Origin of the sequence: Caballeronia sp. LZ065, assembly GCF_031450975.1 — a bacterium.
Classification (GTDB): domain Bacteria; phylum Pseudomonadota; class Gammaproteobacteria; order Burkholderiales; family Burkholderiaceae; genus Caballeronia.
Map to the genome: position 1 here is coordinate 1,923,131 of NZ_JARUXV010000001.1, position 26,517 is coordinate 1,949,647.

Consider the following 26,517-nt stretch of genomic DNA (forward strand, 5'->3'; position numbering starts at 1 on the left):
ACCGCCTTTGGCATTCTGTGTTCTGCATTATCGCTGACAGGTCAGGGCCATAAGCAGAGTGGCGCGTTCGAATCGCGGCAAGGTTCCCAAAGCTTCTCGTCCACGCTTCCGTCCCGTCCGCCGTCCGCACACACCCGTGTCACACCCCCAGCCGCGCCATCATGAAGTCGACGAAACTCGCCAGCTTCGGCGTCGCCCGCGTATCGCGCGGATACACCAGATGCACCGGGGAGAACTTCGGCAAATACGCCTGCAACACCGCCACCAGCGCCCCGCTATTCAGCTCGTCCTCGACCAGCGCATGCGGTTGCAATACCAGTCCGAACCCTGCGAGCGCGGCCTTCTTCAGCGCCTCGCCGTTGTTTGCCCGAAAGCGCGCGGAACCCGTGCGGCGTGCGAGGATCGCGTCATCCTCGCCTTCCAGCCGCCAGCCCGCCTCGCGTCCCTGATGCACGAAACCCAGGCACTCGTGTCCCGCGAGATCGGCCGGCGTCGCGGGCGTCCCCGCACGCGCCAGATAACCAGGCGCCGCGCAGACGGCCATCGCATACGGCTTCAGCGGGCGCGCGACGAAACTCGAATCCGCCAGCGCGCCGATGCGCACGGCCGCATCGAACCGTTCCTCGACGATATCGACCACGCGATTGGTGAGATCCAGCTCCACCGCAATCTGTGGAAACGCCGCCAGAAAATCGGTGACGGCCGGCGTGACGAAATGCACGCCATAGGTCAACGGGACCGTCACGCGCAACACGCCGCGCGGCGTCGCGCTCATGGCTTCGGCGAGGGTATCGGCGGCATCGACCTCGGCGAGAATGCGGCGGCAGCGCTCGTAGTATTCACGGCCGACCTCGGTCAGACTCTGGCGGCGCGTCGTACGTACCATCAGCCGCGTGTCCAGACGCGCTTCCAGTGCCTGCAAATGCTTGCCCGCCATCGGCGCGGAGATCGAATAGCGTTCGGCCGCGGCGCTCAGGCTGCCCAGATCCACGATGGCCACAAAGACCCGCATGCTCAACAAGGTATCCACTGCGCTTTTTTTCCAGAGTCGTATCGAATGTAAGCAGTTGTCGCAATGCAAACGCATTTGCATGCAATCGTGATACTAATATCCGCCAATGGCATGCAGCATACCGGCAGGCCCACCTTTCATCCCGATTCAAGGTACACACGAATGAAAAGAACTCTCGTCACCCTGGCCGCCTCGCTGGTCTCGCTGGGCGCATTGAGCCCGGCATTCGCGCAATCGTCCGCGCCCGCAGCCGCTTCGGCTTCGGCCGCACAGGCCGCTGCTTCGGCGCCAGCCGCCTCGAAGCGTGAGGCACGGACCGAAGAACGTATTTCAGAGCTCCACGCAAGCCTCAAGATCACGCCGCAGCAGGAAGAGCAATGGTCGAAGTTCGCCGACGTGATGCGCGACAACGGCCGCACCATGGCAGATCTTTATCGCCAGCGCGTCGCCCAGCGCAGCACCATGTCCGCGCTCGACGACATGAAGCAGTATCAGCAGATCACGCAAGCGAACGCGGACGGCACGAAGCGCCTCGTCGACGCTTTCGAACCGCTGTATGCAAGCCTCTCGCCGGAACAGAAGAAGCTGGCCGATACCAGCTTCCGTGACGAGCATGGCAAGGACCATCGCCATCGTGCGCATCGCCGCCCGCCAGCAGCCGGCGCGGCGCCGGCCTCGGCTACCAAGCCCTGAGCCGACTGAGCCGACTGAGCCGTGTCTTGCATGACGCATACAAAGCCCGCTCAGGCGGGCTTTTTCACGTACCGAAGTGCACAATGCGCGCGAATGCCGTTACGATCCCGCATTCCAATGTCACGCCATCCGGCATCGCACCATGCTCCATCTGACCCAGCTCGATCTCGCCTCTGACCCGGCCGCATGCCGCGTCGTCAAGGACGAAGCCGTATCCGTCGAATTTTCGGCCGATGACGGCGAACTGATGAGTCTCGAAGGTCCGAATCGCCACATGCCGGGCGATGCCATCGTCAGCGGTGCGGGCGGCGAACGCTGGGTCGTGTCGCGCGCACGTTTCGATGCGAAGTACGCGCCTGAAGGCGGCATCGCACACGGCGAGCCGGGCATCTATCGCAACCTGCCCAGCATCGTGCTTGCTCGCGAGATGCACGAACCCTTCTCCGTCGCGCGCTCGGCGGCCGGCGATATCCTCACCGGCGATGCCGGCGACTGGGTCATGCAATACGCGCCCGGCGACTACGGCGTTGTCAAGGCGGCGCGCTTCGCCAAGGTATATCGCGTGCTCTAGACACGAGCCGCGAGTCACGAGTCACGAGCCACGAGTCACGAGTCACGAGTCACGTCAGGCGAAGTCCTCGCCCATCTCCAGTTCCACTTCGCGCGGCACGGCCTCGCCGTTCGCATACTGCTCCTCCAGCGATCCGAGCGCGGCCTCCACATACGCGCGCAACACCGCATAACTGCGCGCATGCATGCGTTGCGGCATCGCCCGGTAACGCGCAAGCGCGTCCGGATCGAAACGCACCTCGATGGCGATGCGCCGCGCCTGCGCGCCAAAGCGCATCGCCACGTAGTGAATCACGAGTGACGTGCGGCCGGTGTCGTCCTTGCGCTCCGCGAACTGCGTCTGTTCCGGAAAGAGGTCGGAGATCACACGCGCAAGCATGTCGATGTCCGCGCTCGGGCAGTCGTATTGATAGTCTTCCATGCCGTGTCGAAGAGAGATCGGGAGAGGTAGGAGCCGGTTCAGGCCGCGCGCCGGTAGTAGCGCACCAGCCCCGCCGCGACGAACACGCCGAGTGCGAGATACACGGCATCGGCGGCGAAGAGCGGCACCAGCCGCGCCTGGAACAGCGCGGCAGGCAGGCCGACGAGCGCATGCGCCGCGATCAGGAACGGCAGCGCATGACGCGACCGTTCGCGCAACATCTGCCACATCAGCGCGGAGAAGCCCAGTTGCAGAACGAACGCGCTTGCGCGCTCGATCACGAAGATGCCCGCCGATAACGGCGACAGGCTCAGCAACACCAGATGAATGCGCGCGACCGCTTCGAGCGGCGCATTGGCGAAATGCGCATCGAGCGTGCCGCGATCAGCGAGCACCGCGTAGACGATCCACTGCACCTGCACCAGCACGCCGACGATCCACGCCTCGGCCCCGCCATGTCCGATGCCATACCCAAGTCCCGGCCCAACCCGGTCCAGCGCGCCGGGTTCGCGCGAGATGAGCCACTTCATCGCGAGAAAGCGGCCGACTTCCTCGCAGACGCCTGCAGCCAGCGCGCCATAGACGACGAACACCGCGGGGCTCGCGAGCCAGCCGGACGTGACGGCATTGCCGAGCACGAAACCGTGCAGCGCACGTTCGATGACCATCGCGAAGAGCGCGAACACACCCACGCCGAGAATCGCCTCGCGCGGCACGATGCCGAAGCGCGGCCGCAGCCTTCGATACAACACGATGGGCAGCGCGGCGATCAGCAGCGCCGCCAGCGCAAGACACAACAAGGTCGACACACTGACCATTCAAGTTCCTCAAATTCCGTGGGATAGCGCGTGCTGGTCACGCGCAGTAGAGGCGCGCACGATGAGCTCGCCAGGCAGCAGGCATTCACGCGCGGGCATCGTCGCGCCGCCGAGCCGCTCATGCAGAAACTCGACCGCCCGCCGGCCGATATCGCCGGTCGGCTGGCGCACCGACGTCATGCCGGCGAGCTGGGCCCATTCGGAATCGTCGATCGACATCAGCGCGACGCGCGCCTGCCAGTCCGCGCCATAGCGCGCCTTCAGATGCACGGCGACGCGCAGCGCAACCGGCCCGTTGGCCGCGAACAGCGCGACGCGCCTGCCCGCTGCCTGTGCCGCGCTCACGCGTGCGTCGAGTTCGTCGAGCGCGGCCGAGGCATCGGCGAGATCGATCACGAGCGTTGCGCCGCTTGCCTCCAGCGCCGCGACCGTTTCACAAAAAGCCGCCTCGCGCAGGCGCCGCGAACTGACGTGCGTCACGGGCTGCACGATGAAGAGCAGCTCGTCGAACCCCTCGGCGACGAGGTGACGGGTGGCGAGCGCCACGGCCGCGTGATTGTCGAGCCCGACCATGTCGGTCACGAGCCCCTCCACCGAGCGGTCCACCAGCACGACCGGAATGCCGCCCTGCGCGAAGCCCTGCAGCAACGCTTCCTTCACGCCGAGCGCATTGACGATGACGCCCTCGACGCGGTACGTCGTGAGCAGTTGCAGATAGCGCCGCTCCATGTCGATCTCGTTGGCCGCGTGACAGATGAGCGGCATGTAGCCGAGCGTGTGGCACGCGGCCTCGACGCCCTGCAGCACTTCCACGGAATACGGATTGGTCAGGTCGGCGAGCAACATGCCGATCAGACGGTTGCGGCCGCGCTTGAGACCGCGCGCCATCTGGTTCGGCCGATAGTCCAGCCTGGCGATGGCCGCCTCGATGCGCTCGCGCAAGTCGGGCGACAGCACGCCCATCTCGCCGTTCAGGTAGCGCGAGATGCTGGTCTTGCCGGTGCCCGCCTCGCGGGCGACATCGGTGATCGTTGCACGGCGCGTGACAAACGGCGCCGGGGGCTGAGTTGAAGAAGGATCGTCGGACATAAGGGTCGTGACCCGCGCGGCGCCTGACGGCGAGACGCGCGGCCTTGATGAGGGTTCTGCTCGCATCGCGCATGTTAGCGCATGCGCGGGTCCGATCCGTCTCGATCCGTGTGGCTCAGCGCGTCAGCACGTCGCGATTGACGATATTTTGCGTCAGCGTGCCGTCGAGCGCGCCGATCAGGTTCTCGGCGGCATTGCGCGCCATCGCGTGACGCGTCTCGTGCGTGGCCGAGCCGATATGCGGCAACGCGACGACGTTCTTCATCGCGAGCAACGGTGAATCGGCGGCCAGCGGTTCGTGCTCGAACACGTCAAGGCCCGCGCCGCGGATCGTGCCGTGGCGCAATGCGTCGATCAGCGCGGTTTCGTCGACCGTCGGCCCGCGCGACGCATTGATGAGGATCGCGCTGCGCTTCATCTCGCGCAACTCGTCCGCGCCGATCATGCCGCGCGTCTCGGGCGTGAGCGGCACTTGCAGACACACGAAATCGGCTTGCGCGAGCAGTTCGTCGAGTTCCACGCGCCGCGCGCCATAGTCCCGCTCGGCCTGCTCGTTCGGGCTGCGGTTGGTGTAGAGCACGTTCATCCGAAAGCCGAGCGCCGCGCGCCGCGCAACCGCCCCGCCGATGCGTCCCAACCCCACGATGCCAAGCGTCTTGCCCTGCACGTCCACGCCGAAGTGCGCTTCGCCGATGCTCCCCTTCCAGTGGCCTTCGCGAACCCAGTCAGCCAGTTCCACGACCCGGCGCGCGCTTGAAAGGATCAGCGCGAACACGGTGTCGGCGGTGGATTCGGTGAGCACGTCGGGCGTGTGCGTGAGCACGATGCCGCGGCGCGTGAGGTCCGCGACATCGAACTGATCGAAGCCGACGGAGATCGTCGAGAACGCCTTCAGATGCGCGGCGCCTTCGAGCATGTCGGCGGAGATTTTTACGCTCGCACCGACGGCGCCGTCGGCCCGCTTCAGCGCCGCGACGAACGCGGCGTGGTCTTTCGGATCGACGTCGATGACGTCGGCGCGCTCGCGCAGCCACGCGTCGACGTCGGGGGGCAAGGCTTTGTAGGCAACGATGGTTCGGGTCATGGGCGCTCGATGCGAGTACGGGTTGAAGGGGCCAAGCATAAACGGCTCAGGATCGCGCCGCCACGCCCGTGCGCACCGTCGCCTGCGGCTTGACGGCCAGCGTGAGCCCGACCGACAGCAACAGCGCGGCGCTCATGAAGACGTAGGAGGCGGCGGGCGAACCGGTCGCGCCGTTCAGATAGCCGACAAAATACGAACCGACGAACGAGCCCAGCGCGCCCATGCTGTTGATGAGCGCCATCGCGCCGCCCGCGACGTTCTTCGGCAGCAGCTCGGGCACGATCGCGAAGAACGGGCCATACGGCGCGTACATCGCCGCGCCAGCGACCACCAGCAGCGCATACGACGCCCAGAAGTTCGTCGAGCCGAGCAGATACGAGCCCGCGAAGGCAATGGCGCCGATCAGCAGGAACGGCCAGACGAACGCCTTGCGCGCCTGCAGCTTGTCAGAGGCCCAGGAAGCCAGCAGCATCGCGATGGTCGCCGCGAGATACGGCACGGCGGAGAGCCAGCCGGTCTCGACCATGCCGAGCGTCGAGCCGCTCTTCAGGATCGACGGCAGCCACAGCACGAACCCATAAACGCCGATGCTCCAGCAAAAATACTGCGCGCACAGCTTGATGACGGCTGGCGACTTGAACGCCTCGCGGTAGTTCTTGACCGGCTTGATCGCGGCCTGCTCGGCGCGCAGCGTGGCGTCGAGATCGCGTTTCTCCTGCTCCGAGAGCCAGCTGACCTGCGCAGGCTTGTCCTTCACGATGAACCACCAGATCACCGCCCAGACCACGGCCGGCAGCCCTTCCGCGATGAACATGTGACGCCAGCCGAACGAGTTCACCAGATAACCCGATACGACCGACATCCACAGCACCGTCACCGGATTGCCGAGGATCAGGAAGGTATTCGCGCGTGAACGCTCCGACTTCGTGAACCAGTTCGAGATGAAAACGAGCATGGCCGGCATCACCGCGGCCTCGACCACGCCGAGCACGAAGCGGATCGCCATCAGCGACGGGATGTTGCTCACCATGCCGGTGAGCGCGGCGCACCCGCCCCACAGGATCAGGCTCCAGAACACCAGCTTCTTCACGCTGCGCCGCTCGGCGTAGATCGCGCCCGGAATCTGGAAGAAGAAATAGCCGAGGAAGAACAGCGCGCCGATCAGCGACGACAGTCCCTTGCTGATGCCGAGATCCTGGTTGATGCCGGCGGCCGACGCGAATCCGTAGTTCGCGCGATCCAGATAGGCGAGGCTGTAGGTGATGAAGACGATCGGCATGATCGCCCACCAGCGACGCACGGCCAGCGTGGGAGTGGAGGAAGTCTGCATGGTTGTCTCCTGAAGCAGAACGGTGAGCGCGGCATCGTGCATGTTGAATGCACGGTTTACAGCATGTTTGATGCGCGGTTTATTGCACTTTGAATGCACGATTCAATGCACGGGCGAGGGCCTTCGTGGCCTTCATTCAGGCCCTCAGTCAGGCTCTAACTCAAGCCGGATCGAATGCAGCGCTGGCCGCCCTGTCGCTGGAATCCTGCTGTTCGAGCAAATCAAGCGCGGCGCGCGTCGGCAAGCCTTCGCTGTCGCCGATCACCTGGATCGCCAGCCCGCCAATACGGTTGCCGCGCGCGATCGCATGCCGCACGTCGCGTCCTTCGAGCAGCGCGCTCACCACGCCCACGGCGAAGCCATCGCCCGCACCGACCGTGTCGACCACGTTCGTCACCGGAATCGCCGGGACGATGCCCTGCTCGTCGTCCGCCGTGCGGAAGTACGCGCCATGTGCGCCCAGCTTCACCACCACACCTCTCGCGCCGCGCTCGAGATAGAACGCGGCGATGTCCTCGGGCTTCGCGTAGCCGGTCAGCGTCAGGCCCTCGGTCACGCCAGGCAGCACCCAGTCGGCCAGCGCGGCCAGCGCATTGAGCGACTCCGCCATGGCTTCGCGCGACGGCCACAAGGTCGGCCGCAGGTTCGGATCGAACGAGATGGTCTTGCCTGCCCCCCGCATTTCGCGGGCCATGTGGAAGGCGAGTTCACGCGAGGTCGCGGAGATCGCCGGAGCCACGCCCGTCAGGTGCAGATGGCGTGCGCCGAGGACGTAGCCGGCAACATAGTCGTCGAGCGACAGGTGACTGGCCGCCGATCCCGCGCGGAAGTACTCGACCGCCGGGTCGCTGCCGTCGTCGCACTTGCCCTTGAGCTGGAAGCCGGTCGGATAGCGCCGGTCCACCGTCACGCGGCGCGCGTCGATGCCTTCGGCCGCGAGCACGTCGAGCACGTAGCGGCCAAACGAATCGTTGCCCACGCGGCTCATCCAGCCCACCTTGAAGCCCAGCCGCGACAGTCCGATCGCGACGTTCAGGTCCGCGCCCGCCACGCGTTTGGTGAACTGGCCGACGCGGGCGAGATCGCCGGTCTGGGCCGCAACGAACATCGTCATCGCCTCGCCGTAGGTGACGACGTCCAGGGAGTCGGTCTGAGCTTGCATGTCGGTTCCTTTACTGATTGATGCTGAATGCTGAATGCAAAATGCAACGTTGAATGCAAAATGCGTTATTCAAAATGCCGCGCAAATGCGCCGATGCGAGCAACCTGCCGCGCGGCATCGTCGGCGAGCGAGATGTCCGCGCCGGCCATGAACGGATATTCGATGCCTCTCGGCACGTCGCCGGGCAAACTCGCCAGCAGCGTCGCGAAACGCGCGTCGCCATCAGCCGGCGCGGCGGCGAAGCGGCGCCCGCCTTCGCCCATCACCGCCTTGCAATGCACATAGGCGACATGCGGCGCAAGTCGCCGGGCGGCATCGAGCGAATCCTGTTCTGCCCACTGCCAGTTGCCGGTGTCGAACGTCATCGCGAGGCCGCTCTGGCGCGGCAGTGCGGCGAACAGCGTTTCGAACACGCCGAGCGTGCCGCCAGCCTTCAGCTGTCCGTTCTCGACCACCACGCGCGCCCGCGACGTCGCGACGCCCGACAGCAACTGATCCAGCGTGACGCCGTCCGTCGCGACTGCTTGCTCCGTGCCGCCGAGTTGCAGCTTCACGAGACGCGCGCCCAGCGCCGCGGCTTCTTCGATCGCAAGAGCAAGCGCCTTTGAATCGAACGCGCCGTCGTCGCGGAACAAGCTGGCGGGCGTTGAATAGACGGCCCACAAACCCTGTGCGCGAATCCGCGCGCCGAGCCGCGCGAGCACGGAGGGCTGCACATCGGCATCGCTTGCGAACAGCTCGCGGCGCACTTCGAAACCGTGCGCGCCTGCCCGCGCCGCCGCGCCGGCCCAGACGGCGTGACCATCGCGGCGAATCGCCTCCGCGCCGAACGCGCTCGCGACGATTACCACTTCCGGAGCCGCTTCCCGCCGAGAAAACTGATTCACATACCACCCACTATCAATTTCGGCCCATTCACACGATTGGAACCGGTTCCATTAACACTTTTCAAAAAAGACGCCGAAGCGTCCTGATTCAGAGCGAATGGTGCGTCAGAGTGCGGGAGACGCGCCATAGTGGAATTCCCTAGCCGATCAACCCAGGCTCCTCGCATAGCTGCAGGAAGCGCGTGGCAACGCGCGACGGCGTGGCGGCATGCGGCAGCAGAATCGAAAAACGCCGCGTCAACGGTTCAGGCGCCAGGCGCAGTCGTTGCAGTGCGCTGTCCTCGTGACGAATCGACATCGCCGAGACGAATCCGATGCCCATGCCCGCTCGCACCGCTTCCTTCACGCCCTCCACGCCCGCGATTTCGAGCGCCGCGCGCATCGGCGCGCCATGTTCCGCGAAGGCCCGTTCGACGATCAGCCGCACGCCCGAACCCGGCTCGCGCAGCACCAAAGGCTGCGCGCCCAGTTCGTCGAGCGTGACGAACTCGCGGCCGTCCGCGAGCGGATGCCCCTTTGGCGCGATGGCGACGATCTCGTCCTCGCGCCACGACGTCACCGTGGTGCCAAGCGGCAGATCCTGCCCGGCCGGGCCCTCGACCAATGCGATGTCGAGCGCGCCCAGCGCCGCGACGATGTCGCTGGTATTGCCATCGATGATCGTCACCGCGACGTCTGGATAGCGCTTGTGAAACGCGGCGATCAGATAGGGCAACAGGTAGCTGGCGGGCGTCGTACTGGCGCCGATGCGCAGCGTGCCGCGTTCGAGCCCCCGCAGCGCGTCGCGCAGCGCATGGGCCTGGGCGAACGTTTCACGCAGCCGTTCCGCGTGCCCAAGCAGCTGTTCGCCGGCCGCCGTCAAGCGGATGCCGCGGCCGTCGCGCTGATAAAGCGGCTCACCGAACTCGTCCTGCAACAGCCGCAGTTGCCCTGACACCGCCGGCTGCGAGAGATGAAGCGCCACCGCCGCGCGGCTGATGTTGCCGTGCTCCGCCACGGTCGCGAACGTTATCAGTTGTTCCGGGGTCATCGCTCCAAACTATCCGTTTATTCGATAGTTGACATTCTAAATCACGATTTTTCATATTGATATATCGAGAATAGGATTAGCCCATCGACTCCTACTTATCCTTGAGACCCTCCATGTCCACGGTCCCGTCCGCCTCGCCTCTGGCACCCGCCGCGTCTTCCACCCGCGGACAGCTCAACGGCATTCTCTTCGTCGCGCTGTTTGCCGCCGCCGTCACGCGTCTCGCCGCCGTGCCTGCCATCGCGGGACTCGGGATCAGTCCGCTGATCGTCGGCATCATCGCGGGCGCGCTCTACGGCAATGCGCTCCGCCACGGCATGCCCGACAGCTGGGCCGCCGGCGTCAACTTCTCGGCGCGCAAGCTGTTGCGCATCGCCGTCGCGTTCTTCGGCCTGCGCGTGAGCCTGCAGGAGATCGCGCAGGTCGGCGCTGCGGGTTTCACGGTGTCGGTGCTGGTGGTCGTCAGCACGCTCGTCGTGGGCACCTGGGCCGGCATGAAGCTGATGAAGCTCGACCGCGACACCGCCCTGCTCACCGCCGCCGGCAGCGCCATCTGCGGCGCGGCCGCCGTGCTCGCCTTCGAATCGACGTTGCAGTCCAAGCCGCACAAGAGCGCGATGGCGGTCGGCAGCGTCGTGCTGTTCGGCACGCTCTCGATGTTCCTCTATCCGCTCGCGCTCAATGCCGGCTGGCTGCATCTCGACACACTCGGCGCAGGCCTGTTCTTCGGCGGCACGATCCATGAAGTCGCACAAGTGGTCGGCGCGGCGAGCAATGTCAGCCCGGAAGCGACCCACATCGCCACCATCGTGAAGATGACGCGCGTGATGTTGCTGGTGCCGGTGCTGCTGGCCATCGGCTTCTGGATCAGCCGCTCGCGCAACGCCGGCACGGATCAAGGCCAGAGCGAAGGCAAGCGCAAGATCGCGGTGCCATGGTTCGCGCTCGGCTTTCTCGCGCTGGTCGTCGTGAACTCGCTGCACGTCCTGCCCGATGCCGCCACCAGCACCATCAACATGCTCGATACCTTCGCGCTCACGATGGCCATGACCGCGCTCGGCATGGAAACCCGCTTCGCACAGATTCGCGCGGCCGGCCCGCGTGCGCTCGCTACCGGCGCGATCCTGTACGCATGGCTCGTTTTCGGCGGTCTCGCGATCACCCTCGGCGTCGAGCATCTGTTCGGCTGACCGGGCTGTTGCAGCACCCATCGCGCGAACTCCCCATCGCGCGATATCGCTTTTTGAAGGAGCAGTCATGGAACACGGCGCTCGCACCCAGAACGAGACGCTCGATGTCAAGACCACGACGTGCTACATGTGCGCATGCCGCTGCGGCATCCGCGTGCATTTGCGCGACGGCGAGGTTCGTTACATCGACGGCAATCCGAACCATCCGCTCAACCAGGGCGTGATCTGCGCAAAAGGCGCGTCGGGCATCATGAAGCAGTACTCGCCCGCGCGTCTCACCCAGCCGCTGATGCGCAAGCCCGGCGCGTTGCGCGGCGAGGCGCAGTTCGAGCCGGTATCGTGGGACGTGGCTCTCGACACGCTCGAGAAACGTCTCGCGCATCTGCGCGCCACCGATCCCAAACAGTTCGCCCTCTTCACCGGACGCGACCAGATGCAGGCGCTCACCGGCCTGTTCGCGAAGAACTTCGGCACGCCCAATTACGCCGCGCACGGCGGCTTCTGTTCGGCCAACATGGCGGCCGGCATGATCTACACGATGGGCGGCTCGTTCTGGGAGTTCGGCGGGCCCGATCTCGACCAGTCGAAGCTGTTCTTCATGATCGGCACGGCGGAGGATCATCACTCGAACCCGCTCAAGATCGCCATCTCGAAGTTCAAGCGTGCGGGTGGACGCTTCATCGCCATCAATCCGGTGCGCACGGGTTATGCGGCCATCGCCGACGAATGGGTGCCGATCCGCCCGGGCACCGACGGCGCCCTCTTCATGGCGCTGATCCACGAACTGATCGCCGCCGACGCCTACGACCACGCGTTCGTCACGCGCTACACCAACGCGGCCGAATTGCTCGACATGAACGAGGCAAGCGAACGCTTCGGCCTGTTCGTCGAGGATGCGAACGCGCCCGAGGGCAATAAGCTGTTTCCGCAGAATCATCTGTGGTGGGACACGAAGACGAACCGCGCGGTCGCGCATCACGCGCCGGACGCCGAGCCCGCGCTCGACGGCCGCTATACGCTCGAAGACGGCACGCCTGTCGCCCCGTCCTTTGCGCTGTTGCGCGAGCAGGTGGCGTCCTGCACGCCGGAGTGGGCGGCGGAGATCACCGGCATTCCCGTGGCGACCATCCGGCGTCTCGCCGCCGAAATGATCCAGGTGAGCCGCGATCACAAGATCAGCCTGCCGATCCGCTGGACCGATGCCTGGGGCAAGACGCATGAACAGGTGACGGGCAATCCCATCGCGTTCCATGCGATGCGCGGACTCGCTGCGCACTCGAACGGCTTCCAGTCGATTCGCGGCCTCGCGGTGCTGATGTCCTTGCTCGGCACCATCGACCGGCCGGGCGGCTTTCGCCACAAGTCGCCGTTTCCGCGCGCGGTGCCGCCGTCCGCGAAACCGCCGAATCATCCCGACCAGGTCCAGCCCAACACGCCGCTCGCCAGCGGCCCGCTCGGCTGGCCCGCCGCGCCCGAGGACCTGTTCATTCACGACGACGGCACGCCGGTGCGCATCGACAAGGCCTTCTCGTGGGAATATCCGCTCGCGGTGCATGGCGTCATGCACAGCGTCATCACGAACGCCTGGCGCGGTGATCCGTATCCCATCGACACGCTGATGATCTTCATGGCCAACATGGCCTGGAATTCGTCGATGAACACGATGGAAGTGCGCAAGATGCTCGCCGACAAGGACGCGAGCGGCGAATACAAGATTCCTTTCATCGTGGTCTGCGATGCGTTTCAGTCCGAGATGACCGCGTTCGCCGATCTCGTGCTGCCCGACACGACCTATCTCGAACGCCACGACGCGATGTCGATGCTCGATCGCCCGATCTCCGAGTTCGACGGTCCGTGCGATTCCGTGCGCGTGCCGGTCGTGCCGCGCACCGGCGAGTGCCGGCCGTTCCAGGAAGTGCTCGTCGAACTGGGCAGCCGGCTGAAGCTGCCCGCCTTCACGACGCCCGAGGGCACGCGCAAGTATCGCGACTATCCCGACTTCATCGTCAATCACCAGACCGCGCCGGGCTCGGGCGTGGGCTTCCTGATGGGCTGGCGCGGCAAGGACGGCCAGGACGCGCTGGTCGGCGAGCCGAATCCGAACCAGTGGGAAGAGTATGCGAAGCACGACTGCGTCTTCCATTACACGATGCCCGAGGAATTCCAGTACATGCGCGGCCAGAACGGGCCGTATCTGAAGTGGTCGGTTGAAAAGGGCTTCCGCAAGTTCGATACGCCGATCCTGATCCAGCTCTATTCCGACGTAATGCAGAAATTCCGCCTTGCCGCCCAGGGACGCACGAAGGGCCGGCAGCCGCCGGACCATCTGCGCGCGCGCATCGAGCAGTACTTCGATCCGCTGCCTTTCTGGTATGCCCCGCTCGAACGCGACACGACCGACCTCGAGCGTTACCCGCTCGCCGCCGTCACGCAACGCCCGATGGCGATGTATCACTCGTGGGATTCGCAGAATGCGTGGCTGCGGCAGATTCATGGCGAGAATCTGCTGTACATGAATCCGCGCATGGCGCAGGCGAACGGCATCGAGGACGGCGGCTGGATCTATGTCGAATCGCCATGGGGCAAGGTGCGCTGCATGGCGCGCTACAGCGAGGCGGTCGAGCCGGGCACCGTGTGGACCTGGAACGCGATCGGCAAGGCCTCGGGTGCGTGGAGTCTCAGCGCCGACGCCAACGAATCGCAGCGCGGCTTCCTGCTCAATCACCTCATCACCGATGAAATCCCCGACCCGCAGCGCGACGGCGCCCGCTATTCCAATTCGGACCCGATCACGGGACAGGCGGCGTGGTACGACGTGCGCGTGCGGGTCTATCCCGCTGAAGCCGACGCGCAGAACACCTTGCCGCAATTCCCGCCGATGCGTCCCGCGCCGGGCATGGCCGGGCCGGTGCAGCGCGTCGTGCAGACCTACTTCGCGGGACGCGGCGAGTTCGCGGCGCGCCTGCGCAACGCGTTGAAGCGCAACCCGGGCAACTGAAGGAGACTCCGATGACCCAGATGGCCCTCGTGATCGATCTGAACGTCTGCGTCGGCTGCCACGCCTGCGTGACGAGCTGCAAGGAATGGAACACCTCCGGCGAAGCGGGCAGCCTCGCGGATCAGCGCCCCTATGACGCCGATCCCTCCGGCACCTTCTTCAACCGCGTGCAGACCTATGAATCAGGCGAATTTCCGCTCGCCGACACGATCCACTTCCCGAAATCGTGTCTGCACTGCGAGGACCCGCCGTGCGTACCCGTCTGTCCGACCGGCGCGAGCTACAAGCGCAAGGAAGACGGGCTCGTGCTGGTGGATTTCGACAAGTGCATCGGCTGCAAGTACTGCGCGTGGGCGTGCCCCTATGGTGCGCGCGAACTCGACGAAGAACGCAAGGAGATGACCAAGTGCACGCTGTGCGCCGACCGCATCTACAACGAGGCGCTGCCCGAGCGCGACCGCAAGCCTGCCTGCGTGCTCGCGTGCCCGACCTCGGCGCGGCTATTCGGCGACATTCATGATCCGGAGTCGGTGGTGTCGAAGGCGATCGAGGAACGCGGCGGTTATCAGCTGATGCCCGAATGGGACACGAAGCCCGCGAATCATTACTTGCCGCGCAATCCGGTGAATGCATGCGGCAGTGGTTCGTGCGGGTGCAAGTCGGATGGCAAGTCGAATGCCGCCGACGAAGACGCGTTCGAAGCACACGGCGATTTGAATCTGGCCGCCATGGCCGCCCGCGTCTGATCCCTCACGGAGCATCCTCATGAAACCCGCGTTTTCTGTCGTGTTCCTCACGACCCTGAGCGGCGCCGCGCAAGGCCTCTTGATCGCGCTCGTCGGCGTGGAACTGCTGGCGCGCATCGGCTTATTCGCCGGGCCGTCGCAGACTTTCTTCATCACCGGCGCGGCCGTTGCCGTGGCGCTCGGCGGCCTCGGGCTGATCGCGTCGTTCTTTCATCTCGGCCATCCGGAACGCGCGTGGCGCGCCATCGCGATGTGGCGCACCTCGTGGCTCTCGCGCGAATGCCTGTGCCTGCCGGCCTTTCTCGGCTGCGCCGCGCTTTACGGTGTCGCACACTGGCTCGGCGCGACGTGGTCGCTGGCCATCGGCTTGATCGGCGTGCTCGCGGCGGCCGCGCTGTTCGTCTGCACCGCGATGATCTACGCGTGCCTGCGGTTCCTCCAGGAATGGGCAACGCCGCTCACCCTGGTCAACTTCGTGCTGCTCGGTTGCGCGTCCGGTTTCACGCTCGCCAGCGCCTGCGCCGCGTGGCTCGCACCGTCGCTCGCGGCGGGACTCGCGGCCTGCGCGTGCACGCTGACGCTCGCGGGGTGTGTGGCGCGGGTGGCGTCCTTGCAACGCAATGCGCGTCTGCGACCCAAGTCCACCGTGCAGAGCGCGACAGGCATCAAGGGGCCGAACGTGGTGCAGAAATCGCGCGGTTTCACGGCGGGCGCCTTCAACCTGCGCGAGTTCTTCCATGGACAGACCGTACAGGCGATCCGCCGTATCAAGTGGACCTTTCTGATCGGCGCGTTCGGCGTGCCCTTCGTGCTGATGCTCGCGGGCATCGGCTCGCAGTCAGCCGCGCTGTTCTGCGTGGCCTTCGTCACGCAGTACCTGGGGCTCGTGGCCGAACGGTGGTTCTTCTTCGCCGAAGCGCGCCATCCGCAGAACATCTATTACGCGCGGGCTTCGTGACCGGCTGATCCGCGGCAGAAATAACGCGTGCCCGGGAAGGCACGCGTTATCGGCTTACAAGGCCAGCTTGAGCGCCTGATCGAAGTCGGCGATCAGGTCCTCGGTATCCTCGATGCCCGCCGAGAGCCGCAGCATGCCGTCCGAGATGCCCATCGACTTGCGTACTTCGGGGCCGGCTTCGTGGAAGATGGTCGGCGCAACCGGGATGATCAGCGTGCGCGTGTCGCCGAGTCCGGTCGCCTTGATCGGCAGCTTCAGCGCATTGACGAAGTCGATCATGCGGTCCGCGCGGCGCAGTTCGAACGACAGCAGCCAGGACGCGCCCTTGAACAGCTTCTGCGCGATCGCATACTGCGGATGACTCTCGAGCCCCGGATAGAACACGCGTCCGATCGCCTCGTGCCCTTCGAGGAAGCGCGCCAGCGCGAGCGCATTGTCGCTGCACCGGGCGACGCGCAGCGCCAGCGTCTCCGCGCCCATCGCGATGGAATGCGCCTGCTCCGACGAAAGCGAGCCGCCCATGTCGCGCAAACCCTTCTTGCGAACCTGCAACAGCCCTTGTTCTTTCGGCGCCGAACCGCGGTAATCGTCGGCGATGTTCGGATACGTGCTCCAGTCAAACAGGCCGGTATCGGTCACCGCGCCGCCGAGCGCGGCGCCGTGCCCCGCGATGGTCTTCGTCAGCGAATTGACGACGAGGCTCGCGCCCACGGCCTTCGGCACGAACAGCGCGGGCGACGTGATGGTGTTGTCGACGACATAGGCGAGACCGCGCTCGCGGCACAGCGCGCCGATGCCTTCGAGATCCGGAATCTGCGTGCCCGGATTCGCGATGGTTTCGACGAACACCATGCGCGTATTCGGCTTGATCGCGTTCGCGACGTTTTCAGCGGAGGTGGCATCGACCGTGGTCACTTCGATGCCGAGCGTCCTGAGCGTGCCGAACACGCTGTTTGTGTTGCCGAATACGTAGCGGCTGGAGACGAGATGATCGCCCGCGCGCAGCAGCGTCAGGAACACTGCGGAGATCGCGGCCATGCCCGTGCCGAAACAGATGGACCCGACACCCTGCTCCAGGCTCGTGATCTTGCGCTCCAGCGCGGCCGTGGTCGGCGTACCTTGGCGGGCATAGTTGAAGCCGCCCTTCTTCGTGCCCTGGAACACGCCGATCAGATCTTCCACGCGCTCGAATCCATACTGCACCGACGTATGGATCGGCTGGCGCACGCCGCCGTGTTCCGCGCCGGGCTGTCTGTCGCCGTGAACGATGCCTGTGGTGAAACCTTGCTTGTCCATTACTTCTCCGCTCGCGAGTCGATCCGAAACCATCGATTTTGCCTGATCTTCAGCCGCTCATGGCATACACGGCTTACGGGTACGCATGTTGCTCGCCTGTTCCTCCGTCCGCGCCATTCGCGCGCTTTTTCTGATCAGGCAGACCAACGCTGCTTCGCTCGTCAACACCGGCGCGGCATTCCCCGACAAGGAGCCCACACTCATGCCTTACGAACTCCACTACTGGGACGGATTGCAGGGCCGCGGCGAATTCGTCCGGCTGGCGCTGGAAGACGCCGGCGTGCCCTACATCGAGGTCGCGCGCGAATCGAAGAAAAGCGGCTACGGCATGAACGCGATGATGAAGATCCTCGACAGCAAGACCGAGCCGCATATCCCTTTCGCACCGCCGTTCCTGAAAAACGGCGATCTGATCGTGCCGCACGTCGCGAACATCCTGCTCTATCTCGGTCCGAAGCTGGACCTGGCGCCGCCGGACGAAGGCCTGCGCTACGCGGCGCATGGCCTGCAGCTGACCATCGCGGATTTCGTTGCCGAAGTGCACGACACGCATCATCCGCTGGCCACCGACCTCTACTATGAAGATCAGAAGGACGCCGCGAAGATCCGCACGCAGAATTTCCTCGACAAGCGCGTACCGAAGTTCATGGGCTATTTCGAACGCGTGCTGAGGCAGAATCCCGCAGGCGACACGCAGATGATCGGCGAGCAGACCACCTATGTGGATCTGTCCATGTTCCAGATCGTCGATGGTCTGCATTACGCGTTTCCGCGCGCGATGAAGCGCTTCGGCGAGCACTATCCGCGTGTCGCGGCGCTGCACGATGCCGTGCTGCAGCGGCCCAACATTGCCGCTTACGTCGATTCGGACCGGCGTCTTCCGTTCAACGAATCCGGCATCTTCAGGCACTATCCCGAACTCGATCAGGACGCGTAAGCCACGACGACCCACGCGCGCCTGTCGCCCATTCACTCTCGACTCAGCAAGGAGCCAGCATGATCGAAACGATTCCTTCCTTCGGTCTCGGCACGTTTCGCGTCGATGCCGCCAAAACCACCGAAGCCGTGAAGAGCGCGCTCAATATCGGCTACCGCCATATCGACACCGCGCAGTACTACAACAATGAGGCCGCCGTGGGCCAGGGCGTGCGCGACTCGGGCATCGCGCGCGACGAGGTCTGGGTCACGACCAAAGTCTGGTGGGAACGGCTGTCGCGCGACGCGCTGATCGCCAGTCTGAAGGACAGTCATACCAAACTCGACATCGGCACGATCGATCTCGCGCTGGTCCACTGGCCGTCGCCCAAGGGCGCGGTGCCGATCGCGGAAACGCTCGCGGCGCTGCAGGAAGCGCAGCAACTGGGTTTGATCCGCCATTACGGCGTGTCCAACTTCACCGCGCCGCTGCTCGAAGAAGCGCTCGCGGCGCCGGGCGGCAAAGACATCGTCACGAATCAGATCGAAGTGAGCCCGTTCCTCGCGAACCGCTCGCTCGTCGATGCGACGCAGAAGTCCGGCGTCAAGGTAACGGCCTACATGCCGCTCGGCGAAGGCCGCGCGCACAAGGACATGACCCTCAAGGCGATCGCCGCGAAACACGGCGTCACGCCCGCGCAGGTCACGTTTGCGTGGCTGCTGGCGCGCGATATCGTGGTGTTGTCGGCATCGACGAATCCGGCGCATCAGCAAAGCAACTGGGACGCGCAGAAGCTCAAGCTCGACGCCGACGACATCGCCCAGATCGATGCCCTCGACGAAGGCCGGCGCAACGCCAATCCTTCGTTCGCGCCGAAGTGGTGACAGCGATGCGCGGCACACGCCGCCACGCGTAGCACCCGTGCACAAGCGCCCGGCTGACTCGTTCGCCGGGCGTTTTTATTCGTCGCGACGCCTCTTCACACGTTCCGAAGCCCGCAGACCTCCGTCGCGATGCTATCCTTGCGGGCGTCCTTATTCCATTTCCTTCTAAGCTTTCCACGATTTCGTAAAAGTGCTTTCGTTCCTGCTCAGGCTCCGTACCCGCGCCCAACGGCTCTTTCGTCTGTCGGACTCGCATACGATGCTCGTCTGGGCAGTCGTGGTCGGCGTGGCCGGTGCGTTCGCCACTGCGCTGTTTCGCGAAGGCATCGAGATCCTGCAACATCTGCTGGGCAATCGTTCGGAAGGACTCGTGGCGCTCGCACTCGGTCTGCCCTGGCCCGTGCGCGTGCTGCTGCCTGCCGCGGGCGGTCTCATCGCGGGCTTCTGCCTGCTGATCGCCCGCCGGCGCGTCAACAAGAACGCCAGCACCGACTATATGGAAGCGGTGACCATCGGCGATGGCGTCGTGCCGGTCTGGCAGAGCTTCTGGCGCAGCCTGTCCTCGCTCATCACCATTTCGAGCGGCGGCTCGATCGGCCGCGAAGGCTCCATGGTCCAGCTCGCCGCGCTCGTGTCATCGCTGATCGGCCGCTGGGTTCACTTCGATCCACCGCGCCTGCGCTTGCTGGTCGCGTGCGGCGCGGCCGCCGGGATCACCTCGGCCTATAACGCGCCGATCGCCGGCGCCTTCTTCGTCACCGAACTCGTGCTCGGCTCCATGGCGATGGAAAGCTTCGGGCCCATCGTCGTCTCATCGGTGGTCGCCAACATCACGATGCGCGAGTTCGCGGGTTATCGACCGCCGTATGAGATGCCGGTCTTCCCCGCCGTCACCGGCGTCGAAGTGCTGCTCTTCGTCGTGCTCGGCCTGTTTTGCGGTGTGCTCGCGCCGCAATTCCTGCGGCTGCTCAGCGCCTCGAAGAAGCGCTTCGCCATGTTGCCGTGGCCCTTGCCCGTGCGGCTTGCGGCGGGCGGTTTGATCGTCGGCGTGATCTCGATCTGGTGGCCCGAGGTCTGGGGCAACGGCTATGAGGTCGTGAATTCACTGCTGCACGAGCAGTGGACCTGGACCACGCTGCTCACGCTGCTGCTCTTCAAGATCATCGCGACCGCCGCCACGGCCGGTTCGGGCGCGGTCGGCGGGATCTTCACGCCGACGCTGTTCTTCGGCGCGGTGGTGGGCTGCCTGTTCGGCATCGGCGCGCACGCCATCTGGCCGCATGCCACTTCGGCGCCCTTCGCCTACGCGATGGTCGGCATGGGCGCGTTCCTCGCCGCCGCCACGCACGCCCCGCTGATGGCCATCCTGATGATCTTCGAGATGACGCTCTCGTATCAGGTGATGCTGCCGCTGATGCTGTCGTGCGTGATTGCGTACTTCATTGCGCGCACGTCGGAACAGACCTCGATGTACGAAGTCACGCTGCGCCGCAATCGCGAGGAGAAGGAACGCGTGCGGCTGGCCGCCACGCAGATGCGCGAGCTGGTCAAGCCCGCCGATACCGTCGTGCCGCTCACGGCGAACATCAAGGACATGACGCGGGTGTTCCTCGAGTATCCGGTGAAGTACCTGTATGTCGTCGATGAAGCCGGGCGCTTTCGGGGCGTGGTCGCGCTGAAGGACATCACCTCCGACCTGCTCGACGAGCACGACACGGAAGCCAAGACCGCCGCCGACTATCTTCAGCCGCAATTCGACGTGCTCATGCCCGACATGTCGCTCGGCGAGGCGCTGCAGCACTTCCTCGCGTTCCAGGGCGAACGGCTGCCGGTGGTCGAGAACAAGAGCCAGCCGCTCTTGCTGGGGGTCGTGTACAAAACCTCGCTGCTGGACGCATACTTCCGTCTGAACCCGACGTCGCGCTGAAACTGCGCAGCCATGCAATTTTGTGGCGCGGCGCTCCCCTTGCATGCGTCCTGCGCGCGGGCCGGGTCCACTTCACATTTCACTCGAAGTACGTCCGCGCGACGCCCGCACGTCGCGCCCGCGCGCACTCCGCTCAGGCGGCCCACGCGCCGGCCAGGCAGGTCATGCGAGCATCGGCACAGGCTTTGCTTAATGCTCTTCGCTGCCTACGTGAGGAGGGGTTGCCCGATGAAGACCTCAACGTTGTTGTCGATGGCCCTGGTGTCGGTCTCGTGCTATGCCGCGCCGTTGCATACGAGTTCCACCGACGAATCCACCGCCGCCGCCACCGCGACACGCGCCGCCTTGCGCGTCAACGTCGCCCCGGTTGCGCCGCCGGCGCCTGAAGTCGCCGCGCAAGATCTCGATCATGCGCGCTGGCGTCACGTGCCGCTGCCGAAGTCGCGGACGCCGAATCACGGCATGGCAAGCCAGCCGGTACAGGTGCAGACCTGACGCTTGTTTTCTTTCTAATCGTTAATTCATCAAGCCCGCGCAATGACCGACACGCACGCCAAACACGCCTTGAACGACGAGCCGATCGATGATGAGATCGCTCAAGTGCTGCGCCTCGTGAAGTATCCCGCCAACAAGGAGGCCATCGTCGATGCCGCGCGCGAAGCCGGTGTCAGCAACGATGTCGTCACGCTGTTCGACGGACTGCCCGAGCAGGATTATGCGGACGCGGATTCGGTCGAGCAGTTGCTGGGCAGCAATGGCGGGCCGGGGCTTTCGATCTGATTGCGGGTGCACGTGGTGCAAACGAAGCCTGACTTATCCACATATTCTGTGGACAGCGCTGTTGAAAAAGCCGGGGGATCGGTCTAAGTCTTTGACTTCGAACGATTTGTACGACGTGCTCGAAGGACAGCACTGAACCTTGCCGCTCCTGCAGGTTGATGCCGCTCCTGCAGGTTTAGTTGGTGACGATCGTGGTTCGATCCGCATCACGTCTGAATTTCCTAACGAATTCAAAAGGCTGGGTCAGTCACCCAGCGGTTTTCCACAGGCCTTTCCACGGTGGCTGTGGAAATCTTCTAATGCTTCGCCTCTTTGCGCGAAGCGGAAACGGCTGACTCACTCCCCGCATGTCGATCTTCATCTACCTGCCATGAAGCAGGAGATCGTGCGCGTGCCCGACACAATTTCACAAACCGAAACCCTCAATTAAAAACAGGTTTGTCCTATTCTGCGAAGTCTCGATGCATGCGCAGCGGGACAGGTTGGAAGCCTGTAGCAAAGCGGAACCCGCGTCTCGCTCGTGCTGAACGAGCGAGCGCGTCAAGCCCGTTTTGCAAGACGAATTACGTGGTTATCTCGCGCCTTGTCGAAACGAGGCAAGAGCTATCCTCAAGCCTTCTGCATCATCGCCATTTCTGGAGCCGCGGATTAGGCACTCTCTCTCTGGCTCGACATAAGTCGCATCGCTCATGTTATTAGGAATCTGAATGAAATACGAAGTTTATTTAAGAGACCTCGGATTCACCATACGCCGGCGTCTTGACTGCCATCAGCGTTCATTCGGAAACCGCGCTGGCAGCATCGATGCCGATGTGTTTCTACACCGGCGTACAGAGTGGTCGACGGACCTCGCCGTCATGACCGAGTTATGCGCGCTTATCGATGTATATGGGATGGAACGCTTTGACGCATACGAAGACATCGAGCGCGCGATTCTGTCCGGCGAGTTACAGGTCGAACGGAACCCACCCACACAGGCCTTCGCTCGTGGCGAAAGCTTGCCACCGCCGCGCTCCAGGACGTACACCCCTTCGCAGCTATGGAAGCGCGCCGAGCGCGGCATCGCGCCGCCGCTGGATGCCTCGAAGCTCCGAACCGGGATGGGCACGCGTCTAGATTGCTCGTACCTGGACGGGTCGCGCGGTCGCATAGACGCACCCGCGGAGTTATACAGGCATACCAATCGGGTCGAGGTGGTATCGACGGAATGGGCCAGATTCGATTTTCCGGGCGGAGGACCCAGTCCTGCGTTCCTGCAACGCACCACGGTAAACGGGCGCGCCGTAGATATCTTTGAAACCGTTAGCAACGCTCCCGCCGGCTATGCCCTTCCAAGCGGGACAAAGGTAGTCAAAGCACTCGAAACGCTTGCACCGAAGCAATACGAGCACTTGAGCAAGGTTTCTGTGAATCCGAAGCCGAATCCAAAAGATGCTGATTGGCGCGAGGAATGCAGAGATGCGAATTTCTCATCGGCTGCCACCGCCAATGTCGCACAAGGGGTTGCCTTCTTTCCTTGGAAGGACTGGCGCGAGAACCCGCAAGCTTACGTCGATAGCACCATGAGTCATGAAACCGGCCATCTATGGAGCCAAACGCTGTGGGAGGATGTGACGAAGAAAGAAGAATGGGTCGAAGCAATGGCACAGGATGGAAAAGCCCCTTCCGACTATGCTCGCCGAAACGAAAAGGAGGACTTTGCGGAGTCCGTGAATATGTATTTCTCCAGTCTGGGTTCGCCCTGCGAGGCGCGAGGCCGCGAGAATTATCCGGCTCGTTACCGCTATCTGGACGAACAGACAAGATGAAGCGCTTCGCAATTTTCGCCATTGCCACTTTCATACTCGGCGGTTGCGCGAGCACTGCCAAACCGAACTCACGACATATGAAACGATCCGACTTCCCCGGCGCTCAAGACGCTTCCCAACCTCATCCCGGCACTATCATCATGAAGTACGAATGGAATGGAACCAGCAAAGAGTTGCGCGCCGCAGACCATCAAGATTCATTCAACTTCTTTTGTTTCGACAGTGAAGGCAAGCGTGCCGACCGAAGCGCAGCTGCGTGGTGTGTTCCCGTCGTTGAAATCGAGACCGTCTCCGCCGACAAGAACGGACAACCCGCCGAGCCGCGCGTAGCGGAATATATCGAAATCACCGCGTATGGCCCGAGGCATAAATTTCTGGAACATACCACCGCACAGCCGCGCTCCCAGCGGCTTCCACCACGCTCCGAATAAACCAGGAAGCCCCCTCAACTCCCCTTATACTGCGCCGCACTCGCCCCCACCGGCGCCGCCGGCTTCTTCTTCGAGCCTTGATCACTCGCCGCCGCCCCTGACGACATATAAGCCGGCGCCGCCTTCGCCTTCTCCTTCTGCCCCGCGGGCGGCGCGGTCGGCGCCTTGCCGATGTCCGCAAGCATCTGCTGGCACGGCAGCGGCTTGTTGTTGCTCGGCGCGATCAGCGGGATCAGCGCAGCAAACGGATTGATCAGCCCCAATCCAACCGCCGCCGCCCCGCGTATCGCCAGCACCGGACTCACGCCGATATGCGGATCCTTGAAGGTGCCCTTCACATACAGCGGCGAGCGCAGCGAGAAGATCCGCACGCCCTTCGTGTGCGGATGAATCCCGAGATCCATGGCTTCGGTCTTGAGGTTGATCGTGCCATCGACGTTGATCACGGCATCGTCGGTATCGAGCGCGAAAACGCGCGAATCGAGCACTCCATCCGTCACCACAAAATCCGCCGCCGCGCAGTTGATGCTCACATCGCGCTTGCCAAACAACTTCTCGTACACGACGTTCGCCACATTCAACCCGGCCGCCTCCATGTAAAGCCGGCTAACCGTGCCTTCGGTGATCAATGCCTTCACCTCGCCGTTCGACGTCGCCGCGAGCGCCGCCGGCGAATTGCCTGTAGCGGACAACGCCGCGTCGCCGTTGATTTCACCCAGCGCCGACTGCATCGTCTTGTTGGTCGGGAACAGCTGCTTGAGCTTCAGATGCCGCGCCTGCGCCGACACACGTCCCTTGAGCGGCGCGGCGCTGCCGTCGAGGTGAATGTTCGATGCCAGCGATCCGCCCGCCACGCCGAACTTCAGCGGCTCGAACGAGAGCACGCCGTCGTTCATCACCACATGCGTGTAGAGGTTCGTGATCGGCAGATCCGGGTCCTTGACGATGCGCTCGCCGGTGAATTTCACATCGGCGTCGATGGACTTCCAGCGGTCGGTCTTGAACTCCTCGGTCGGCAGCGCCTTCGACGACGGCTGCTTCTCCGTCTCGCCGCGCTTGGCCTTGCTGGCGTTGGAATCCGCCCCGATGATCGGCGCCAGATCCTTGAACTGCAACAGGTGCGACACCAGTTCGCCCTGCAGCAGCGGACGCGGCTTTTTGCCGGCATAGACCAGCGAACCGTTGATGTCGCTGCCGCCCACGCGTCCCGTGAAGTTCTCATAATGGAACCCGTTGCCGTCTTCGCGGAATTGTCCGGTGAGGCGCCCTTCGGTCGCGAACGGCGGCGTCTCGGGCAGCGTCACGCCGGTGAACGGATACAGATGCGCCATGCTGACGGCCTGGATCCACAGCCGCAGGTCGAGCGCCGCGAGATGCGCGGGATCGGTCACCGTGCCGACAAAAGCGATATGCGTGTCGCCCAGACGCACGTCGGCTTGCACGGGGAACGGCCGCTGCGCGTCCTGCACCGCGAGTACGCCGCCGAGTTTGCCGTCGCCGGACACCTTGCCGCCGTTGTAGGTCCCTTTCACGGTCCAGCCGAACGCATAGGGCGGCACGGGCGGCTTCGGGCCTTCCTTGGTGGTGATGCTGGTGTTGGCCGACGTACTTGCCGGATTGGGCGCGGATGCGTTCGCCGCCGCAGCAGCAGACGCCGCCGATGCCGCCGACGCCTCGGAAGCCGCCGCCGCATCCGCCTGCTTGTTGAGCTTGGCCGCGCCGCTCTTGCCGACCATCTCCGCAGAAGACTTCGCAGACGCTGCTTCCTGCTGCTTCATGACGTCACCGATAGGCACCGGCTGGCCGAGCGTATCGATGACAGCCTGCATGTCGGCCTTGGTCACTTCGTCACGCAGGCTCACGGCGCCCTTCGCGAGCGAGATGTCGCCGAGCTTGAGATTCCAGGTGGACGGTTCGTTCGACTGCTTGAACTTGAAGGTCCAGTTGTTGCGCTTGTCCTTGAGCCGCTCGACGTCGATGGACGGATTCACGAGGTTGATCGACGGAATCACAATGTCATGCGCGAGCAGCGGCAGCACGGCGACCTGGAAGTCGATTTCATCGAGCGTCGCGAAGAATTTCTGGCGCGTCCAGTCCGGATTCGCGATGGTGATCTTCTCGGCCGAAAAGCGCGGCCATGGCACCCAACGTTTCCATCCGGTCTCGTTCGGCGGGCGGTGCCAGCCGACCCTCAGGTCGCCGGTGATCTCGAAGCGCCGGCCGATGGCCTCGGACACCTTGTCGTCCACCCACGGTCGCAGCCGGTTCCAGTCGAAGGTCAGGAAAATGACCACCAGGATCGCAATCAGCACCGCCAGAATGCCAAAGAACCAAGCGGCAATCTTGCCGATTTTGCGGGTCGCTCCAGCCTGCACCATGACCTCTCCATGCGTTTTATCGTTATCCGGTTTGGCAGCACATAATGTGCCCGGCGCGCATGCACAGGCCTGCTGAAGGCACGCTGATTATCCGTAAGATGTCGATCTC

The 26,517-nt window shown here is 64.2% G+C and carries 25 protein-coding genes; 14 read left to right on the top strand and 11 right to left on the bottom strand.

The window, feature by feature from the left end; translation table 11 throughout:
• Nucleotides 1–139: 139 nt before the first annotated feature.
• Nucleotides 140–1,030, bottom strand: a complete 891-nt coding sequence (locus QCE63_RS08840) for a LysR family transcriptional regulator (protein ID WP_309832367.1) — start codon at nucleotides 1,028–1,030, stop codon at nucleotides 140–142.
• 144 nt (nucleotides 1,031–1,174) lie between these two features.
• On the opposite strand from QCE63_RS08840, the gene QCE63_RS08845 reads away from it, so the two are divergent.
• A complete protein-coding gene (locus QCE63_RS08845) occupies nucleotides 1,175–1,705 on the top strand; it encodes a Spy/CpxP family protein refolding chaperone (RefSeq protein WP_309833742.1) in 531 nt (176 codons plus the stop codon).
• 142 nt (nucleotides 1,706–1,847) lie between these two features.
• Nucleotides 1,848–2,276, top strand: coding sequence for a PGDYG domain-containing protein (locus QCE63_RS08850; RefSeq protein WP_309832368.1), 429 nt, complete (start codon nucleotides 1,848–1,850; stop codon nucleotides 2,274–2,276).
• A gap of 54 nt (nucleotides 2,277–2,330) precedes the next feature.
• Here QCE63_RS08850 and QCE63_RS08855 read toward each other — a convergent pair whose 3' ends face one another.
• From QCE63_RS08855 to QCE63_RS08890, 8 genes are all read right to left on the bottom strand, one after another.
• On the bottom strand, nucleotides 2,331–2,696 hold the full coding sequence (locus tag QCE63_RS08855; protein WP_309832369.1) for a DUF3022 domain-containing protein: 366 nt from the start codon (nucleotides 2,694–2,696) through the stop codon (nucleotides 2,331–2,333).
• A 38-nt stretch (nucleotides 2,697–2,734) separates the two neighbouring features.
• Nucleotides 2,735–3,514: a YhfC family glutamic-type intramembrane protease gene (locus QCE63_RS08860; RefSeq protein WP_309832370.1), complete on the bottom strand. Its 780-nt coding sequence runs from the start codon at nucleotides 3,512–3,514 to the stop codon at nucleotides 2,735–2,737.
• A gap of 9 nt (nucleotides 3,515–3,523) precedes the next feature.
• Nucleotides 3,524–4,603 carry a LacI family DNA-binding transcriptional regulator gene (locus QCE63_RS08865; RefSeq protein ID WP_309832371.1) on the bottom strand — a complete coding sequence of 360 codons (1,080 nt, stop codon included), beginning with the start codon at nucleotides 4,601–4,603 and terminating at the stop codon, nucleotides 3,524–3,526.
• A gap of 115 nt (nucleotides 4,604–4,718) precedes the next feature.
• Complete coding sequence (locus tag QCE63_RS08870) at nucleotides 4,719–5,687, bottom strand: D-glycerate dehydrogenase (RefSeq protein ID WP_309832372.1); 969 nt, start codon at nucleotides 5,685–5,687, stop codon at nucleotides 4,719–4,721.
• Nucleotides 5,688–5,733: 46 nt separating this feature from the next.
• Entirely contained in the window at nucleotides 5,734–7,017 is a 1,284-nt protein-coding gene (locus QCE63_RS08875) for an MFS transporter (RefSeq protein ID WP_309832373.1), read from the bottom strand.
• 160 nt (nucleotides 7,018–7,177) lie between these two features.
• Nucleotides 7,178–8,179, bottom strand: a complete 1,002-nt coding sequence (locus tag QCE63_RS08880) for a sugar kinase (RefSeq protein WP_309832374.1) — start codon at nucleotides 8,177–8,179, stop codon at nucleotides 7,178–7,180.
• A 65-nt stretch (nucleotides 8,180–8,244) separates the two neighbouring features.
• Entirely contained in the window at nucleotides 8,245–9,066 is an 822-nt protein-coding gene (locus QCE63_RS08885; protein ID WP_309832375.1) for a TIM barrel protein, read from the bottom strand.
• A gap of 139 nt (nucleotides 9,067–9,205) precedes the next feature.
• Nucleotides 9,206–10,096 (bottom strand): LysR family transcriptional regulator, encoded by an 891-nt coding sequence (locus QCE63_RS08890; protein WP_309832376.1) that lies wholly within the window; start codon nucleotides 10,094–10,096, stop codon nucleotides 9,206–9,208.
• A 113-nt stretch (nucleotides 10,097–10,209) separates the two neighbouring features.
• Here QCE63_RS08890 and QCE63_RS08895 point away from each other — a divergent pair, with 113 nt between their 5' ends.
• The 4 genes from QCE63_RS08895 to QCE63_RS08910 all read left to right on the top strand — a co-directional run bounded on the left by QCE63_RS08895 (nucleotide 10,210) and on the right by QCE63_RS08910 (nucleotide 15,988).
• Nucleotides 10,210–11,286, top strand: a complete 1,077-nt coding sequence (locus tag QCE63_RS08895; RefSeq protein ID WP_309832377.1) for a YeiH family protein — start codon at nucleotides 10,210–10,212, stop codon at nucleotides 11,284–11,286.
• A 67-nt stretch (nucleotides 11,287–11,353) separates the two neighbouring features.
• Nucleotides 11,354–14,284, top strand: coding sequence for a molybdopterin oxidoreductase family protein (locus QCE63_RS08900; RefSeq protein ID WP_309832378.1), 2,931 nt, complete (start codon nucleotides 11,354–11,356; stop codon nucleotides 14,282–14,284).
• An 11-nt stretch (nucleotides 14,285–14,295) separates the two neighbouring features.
• On the top strand, nucleotides 14,296–15,030 hold the full coding sequence (locus tag QCE63_RS08905) for a 4Fe-4S dicluster domain-containing protein (RefSeq protein WP_309832379.1): 735 nt from the start codon (nucleotides 14,296–14,298) through the stop codon (nucleotides 15,028–15,030).
• A gap of 19 nt (nucleotides 15,031–15,049) precedes the next feature.
• Nucleotides 15,050–15,988 carry a DmsC/YnfH family molybdoenzyme membrane anchor subunit gene (locus QCE63_RS08910; RefSeq protein WP_309832380.1) on the top strand — a complete coding sequence of 313 codons (939 nt, stop codon included), beginning with the start codon at nucleotides 15,050–15,052 and terminating at the stop codon, nucleotides 15,986–15,988.
• Between the two features lie 54 nt (nucleotides 15,989–16,042).
• Here QCE63_RS08910 and QCE63_RS08915 read toward each other — a convergent pair whose 3' ends face one another.
• Nucleotides 16,043–17,284: a cystathionine gamma-synthase family protein gene (locus QCE63_RS08915; protein WP_309832381.1), complete on the bottom strand. Its 1,242-nt coding sequence runs from the start codon at nucleotides 17,282–17,284 to the stop codon at nucleotides 16,043–16,045.
• A 202-nt stretch (nucleotides 17,285–17,486) separates the two neighbouring features.
• Here QCE63_RS08915 and QCE63_RS08920 point away from each other — a divergent pair, with 202 nt between their 5' ends.
• The 8 genes from QCE63_RS08920 (at nucleotide 17,487) to QCE63_RS08955 (ending at nucleotide 24,030) form a co-directional block, all read left to right on the top strand.
• On the top strand, nucleotides 17,487–18,221 hold the full coding sequence (locus QCE63_RS08920) for a glutathione S-transferase family protein (RefSeq protein ID WP_309832382.1): 735 nt from the start codon (nucleotides 17,487–17,489) through the stop codon (nucleotides 18,219–18,221).
• Between the two features lie 59 nt (nucleotides 18,222–18,280).
• Entirely contained in the window at nucleotides 18,281–19,084 is an 804-nt protein-coding gene (locus QCE63_RS08925) for an aldo/keto reductase (RefSeq protein WP_309832383.1), read from the top strand.
• Between the two features lie 190 nt (nucleotides 19,085–19,274).
• On the top strand, nucleotides 19,275–21,011 hold the full coding sequence (locus QCE63_RS08930) for a ClcB-like voltage-gated chloride channel protein (protein ID WP_309832384.1): 1,737 nt from the start codon (nucleotides 19,275–19,277) through the stop codon (nucleotides 21,009–21,011).
• 228 nt (nucleotides 21,012–21,239) lie between these two features.
• Nucleotides 21,240–21,506, top strand: a complete 267-nt coding sequence (locus tag QCE63_RS08935; protein ID WP_309808442.1) for a hypothetical protein — start codon at nucleotides 21,240–21,242, stop codon at nucleotides 21,504–21,506.
• A 42-nt stretch (nucleotides 21,507–21,548) separates the two neighbouring features.
• Nucleotides 21,549–21,791, top strand: coding sequence for a DUF2795 domain-containing protein (locus QCE63_RS08940; protein WP_309832385.1), 243 nt, complete (start codon nucleotides 21,549–21,551; stop codon nucleotides 21,789–21,791).
• Between the two features lie 139 nt (nucleotides 21,792–21,930).
• Nucleotides 21,931–22,221, top strand: a complete 291-nt coding sequence (locus tag QCE63_RS08945; protein WP_309832386.1) for a hypothetical protein — start codon at nucleotides 21,931–21,933, stop codon at nucleotides 22,219–22,221.
• A 277-nt stretch (nucleotides 22,222–22,498) separates the two neighbouring features.
• A complete protein-coding gene (locus QCE63_RS08950) occupies nucleotides 22,499–23,599 on the top strand; it encodes a hypothetical protein (protein ID WP_309832387.1) in 1,101 nt (366 codons plus the stop codon).
• Entirely contained in the window at nucleotides 23,596–24,030 is a 435-nt protein-coding gene (locus QCE63_RS08955) for a hypothetical protein (RefSeq protein ID WP_309832388.1), read from the top strand. Before QCE63_RS08950 ends, QCE63_RS08955 begins: the two co-directional genes overlap by 4 nt.
• A gap of 14 nt (nucleotides 24,031–24,044) precedes the next feature.
• On the opposite strand, the gene QCE63_RS08960 is transcribed toward QCE63_RS08955, so the two are convergent.
• The gene (locus tag QCE63_RS08960) at nucleotides 24,045–26,408 is read right to left on the bottom strand and encodes an AsmA family protein (protein WP_309832389.1); all 2,364 of its coding nucleotides are present in this window, start codon (nucleotides 26,406–26,408) and stop codon (nucleotides 24,045–24,047) included.
• Nucleotides 26,409–26,517 lie beyond the last annotated feature (109 nt).

Coding starts and splice junctions, on each gene's coding strand:
- QCE63_RS08845 (WP_309833742.1), top strand. CDS start 1,175: ATGAAAAGAACTCTCGTCACCCTGGCCGCCTCGCTGGTCTCGCTGGGC.
- QCE63_RS08865 (WP_309832371.1), bottom strand. CDS start 4,603: ATGTCCGACGATCCTTCTTCAACTCAGCCCCCGGCGCCGTTTGTCACG.
- QCE63_RS08880 (WP_309832374.1), bottom strand. CDS start 8,179: ATGCAAGCTCAGACCGACTCCCTGGACGTCGTCACCTACGGCGAGGCG.
- QCE63_RS08875 (WP_309832373.1), bottom strand. CDS start 7,017: ATGCAGACTTCCTCCACTCCCACGCTGGCCGTGCGTCGCTGGTGGGCG.
- QCE63_RS08895 (WP_309832377.1), top strand. CDS start 10,210: ATGTCCACGGTCCCGTCCGCCTCGCCTCTGGCACCCGCCGCGTCTTCC.
- QCE63_RS08960 (WP_309832389.1), bottom strand. CDS start 26,408: ATGGTGCAGGCTGGAGCGACCCGCAAAATCGGCAAGATTGCCGCTTGG.
- QCE63_RS08910 (WP_309832380.1), top strand. CDS start 15,050: ATGAAACCCGCGTTTTCTGTCGTGTTCCTCACGACCCTGAGCGGCGCC.
- QCE63_RS08950 (WP_309832387.1), top strand. CDS start 22,499: ATGAAATACGAAGTTTATTTAAGAGACCTCGGATTCACCATACGCCGG.
- QCE63_RS08955 (WP_309832388.1), top strand. CDS start 23,596: ATGAAGCGCTTCGCAATTTTCGCCATTGCCACTTTCATACTCGGCGGT.
- QCE63_RS08860 (WP_309832370.1), bottom strand. CDS start 3,514: ATGGTCAGTGTGTCGACCTTGTTGTGTCTTGCGCTGGCGGCGCTGCTG.
- QCE63_RS08915 (WP_309832381.1), bottom strand. CDS start 17,284: ATGGACAAGCAAGGTTTCACCACAGGCATCGTTCACGGCGACAGACAG.
- QCE63_RS08900 (WP_309832378.1), top strand. CDS start 11,354: ATGGAACACGGCGCTCGCACCCAGAACGAGACGCTCGATGTCAAGACC.
- QCE63_RS08870 (WP_309832372.1), bottom strand. CDS start 5,687: ATGACCCGAACCATCGTTGCCTACAAAGCCTTGCCCCCCGACGTCGAC.
- QCE63_RS08940 (WP_309832385.1), top strand. CDS start 21,549: ATGACCGACACGCACGCCAAACACGCCTTGAACGACGAGCCGATCGAT.
- QCE63_RS08905 (WP_309832379.1), top strand. CDS start 14,296: ATGACCCAGATGGCCCTCGTGATCGATCTGAACGTCTGCGTCGGCTGC.
- QCE63_RS08935 (WP_309808442.1), top strand. CDS start 21,240: ATGAAGACCTCAACGTTGTTGTCGATGGCCCTGGTGTCGGTCTCGTGC.
- QCE63_RS08920 (WP_309832382.1), top strand. CDS start 17,487: ATGCCTTACGAACTCCACTACTGGGACGGATTGCAGGGCCGCGGCGAA.
- QCE63_RS08855 (WP_309832369.1), bottom strand. CDS start 2,696: ATGGAAGACTATCAATACGACTGCCCGAGCGCGGACATCGACATGCTT.
- QCE63_RS08890 (WP_309832376.1), bottom strand. CDS start 10,096: ATGACCCCGGAACAACTGATAACGTTCGCGACCGTGGCGGAGCACGGC.
- QCE63_RS08925 (WP_309832383.1), top strand. CDS start 18,281: ATGATCGAAACGATTCCTTCCTTCGGTCTCGGCACGTTTCGCGTCGAT.
- QCE63_RS08850 (WP_309832368.1), top strand. CDS start 1,848: ATGCTCCATCTGACCCAGCTCGATCTCGCCTCTGACCCGGCCGCATGC.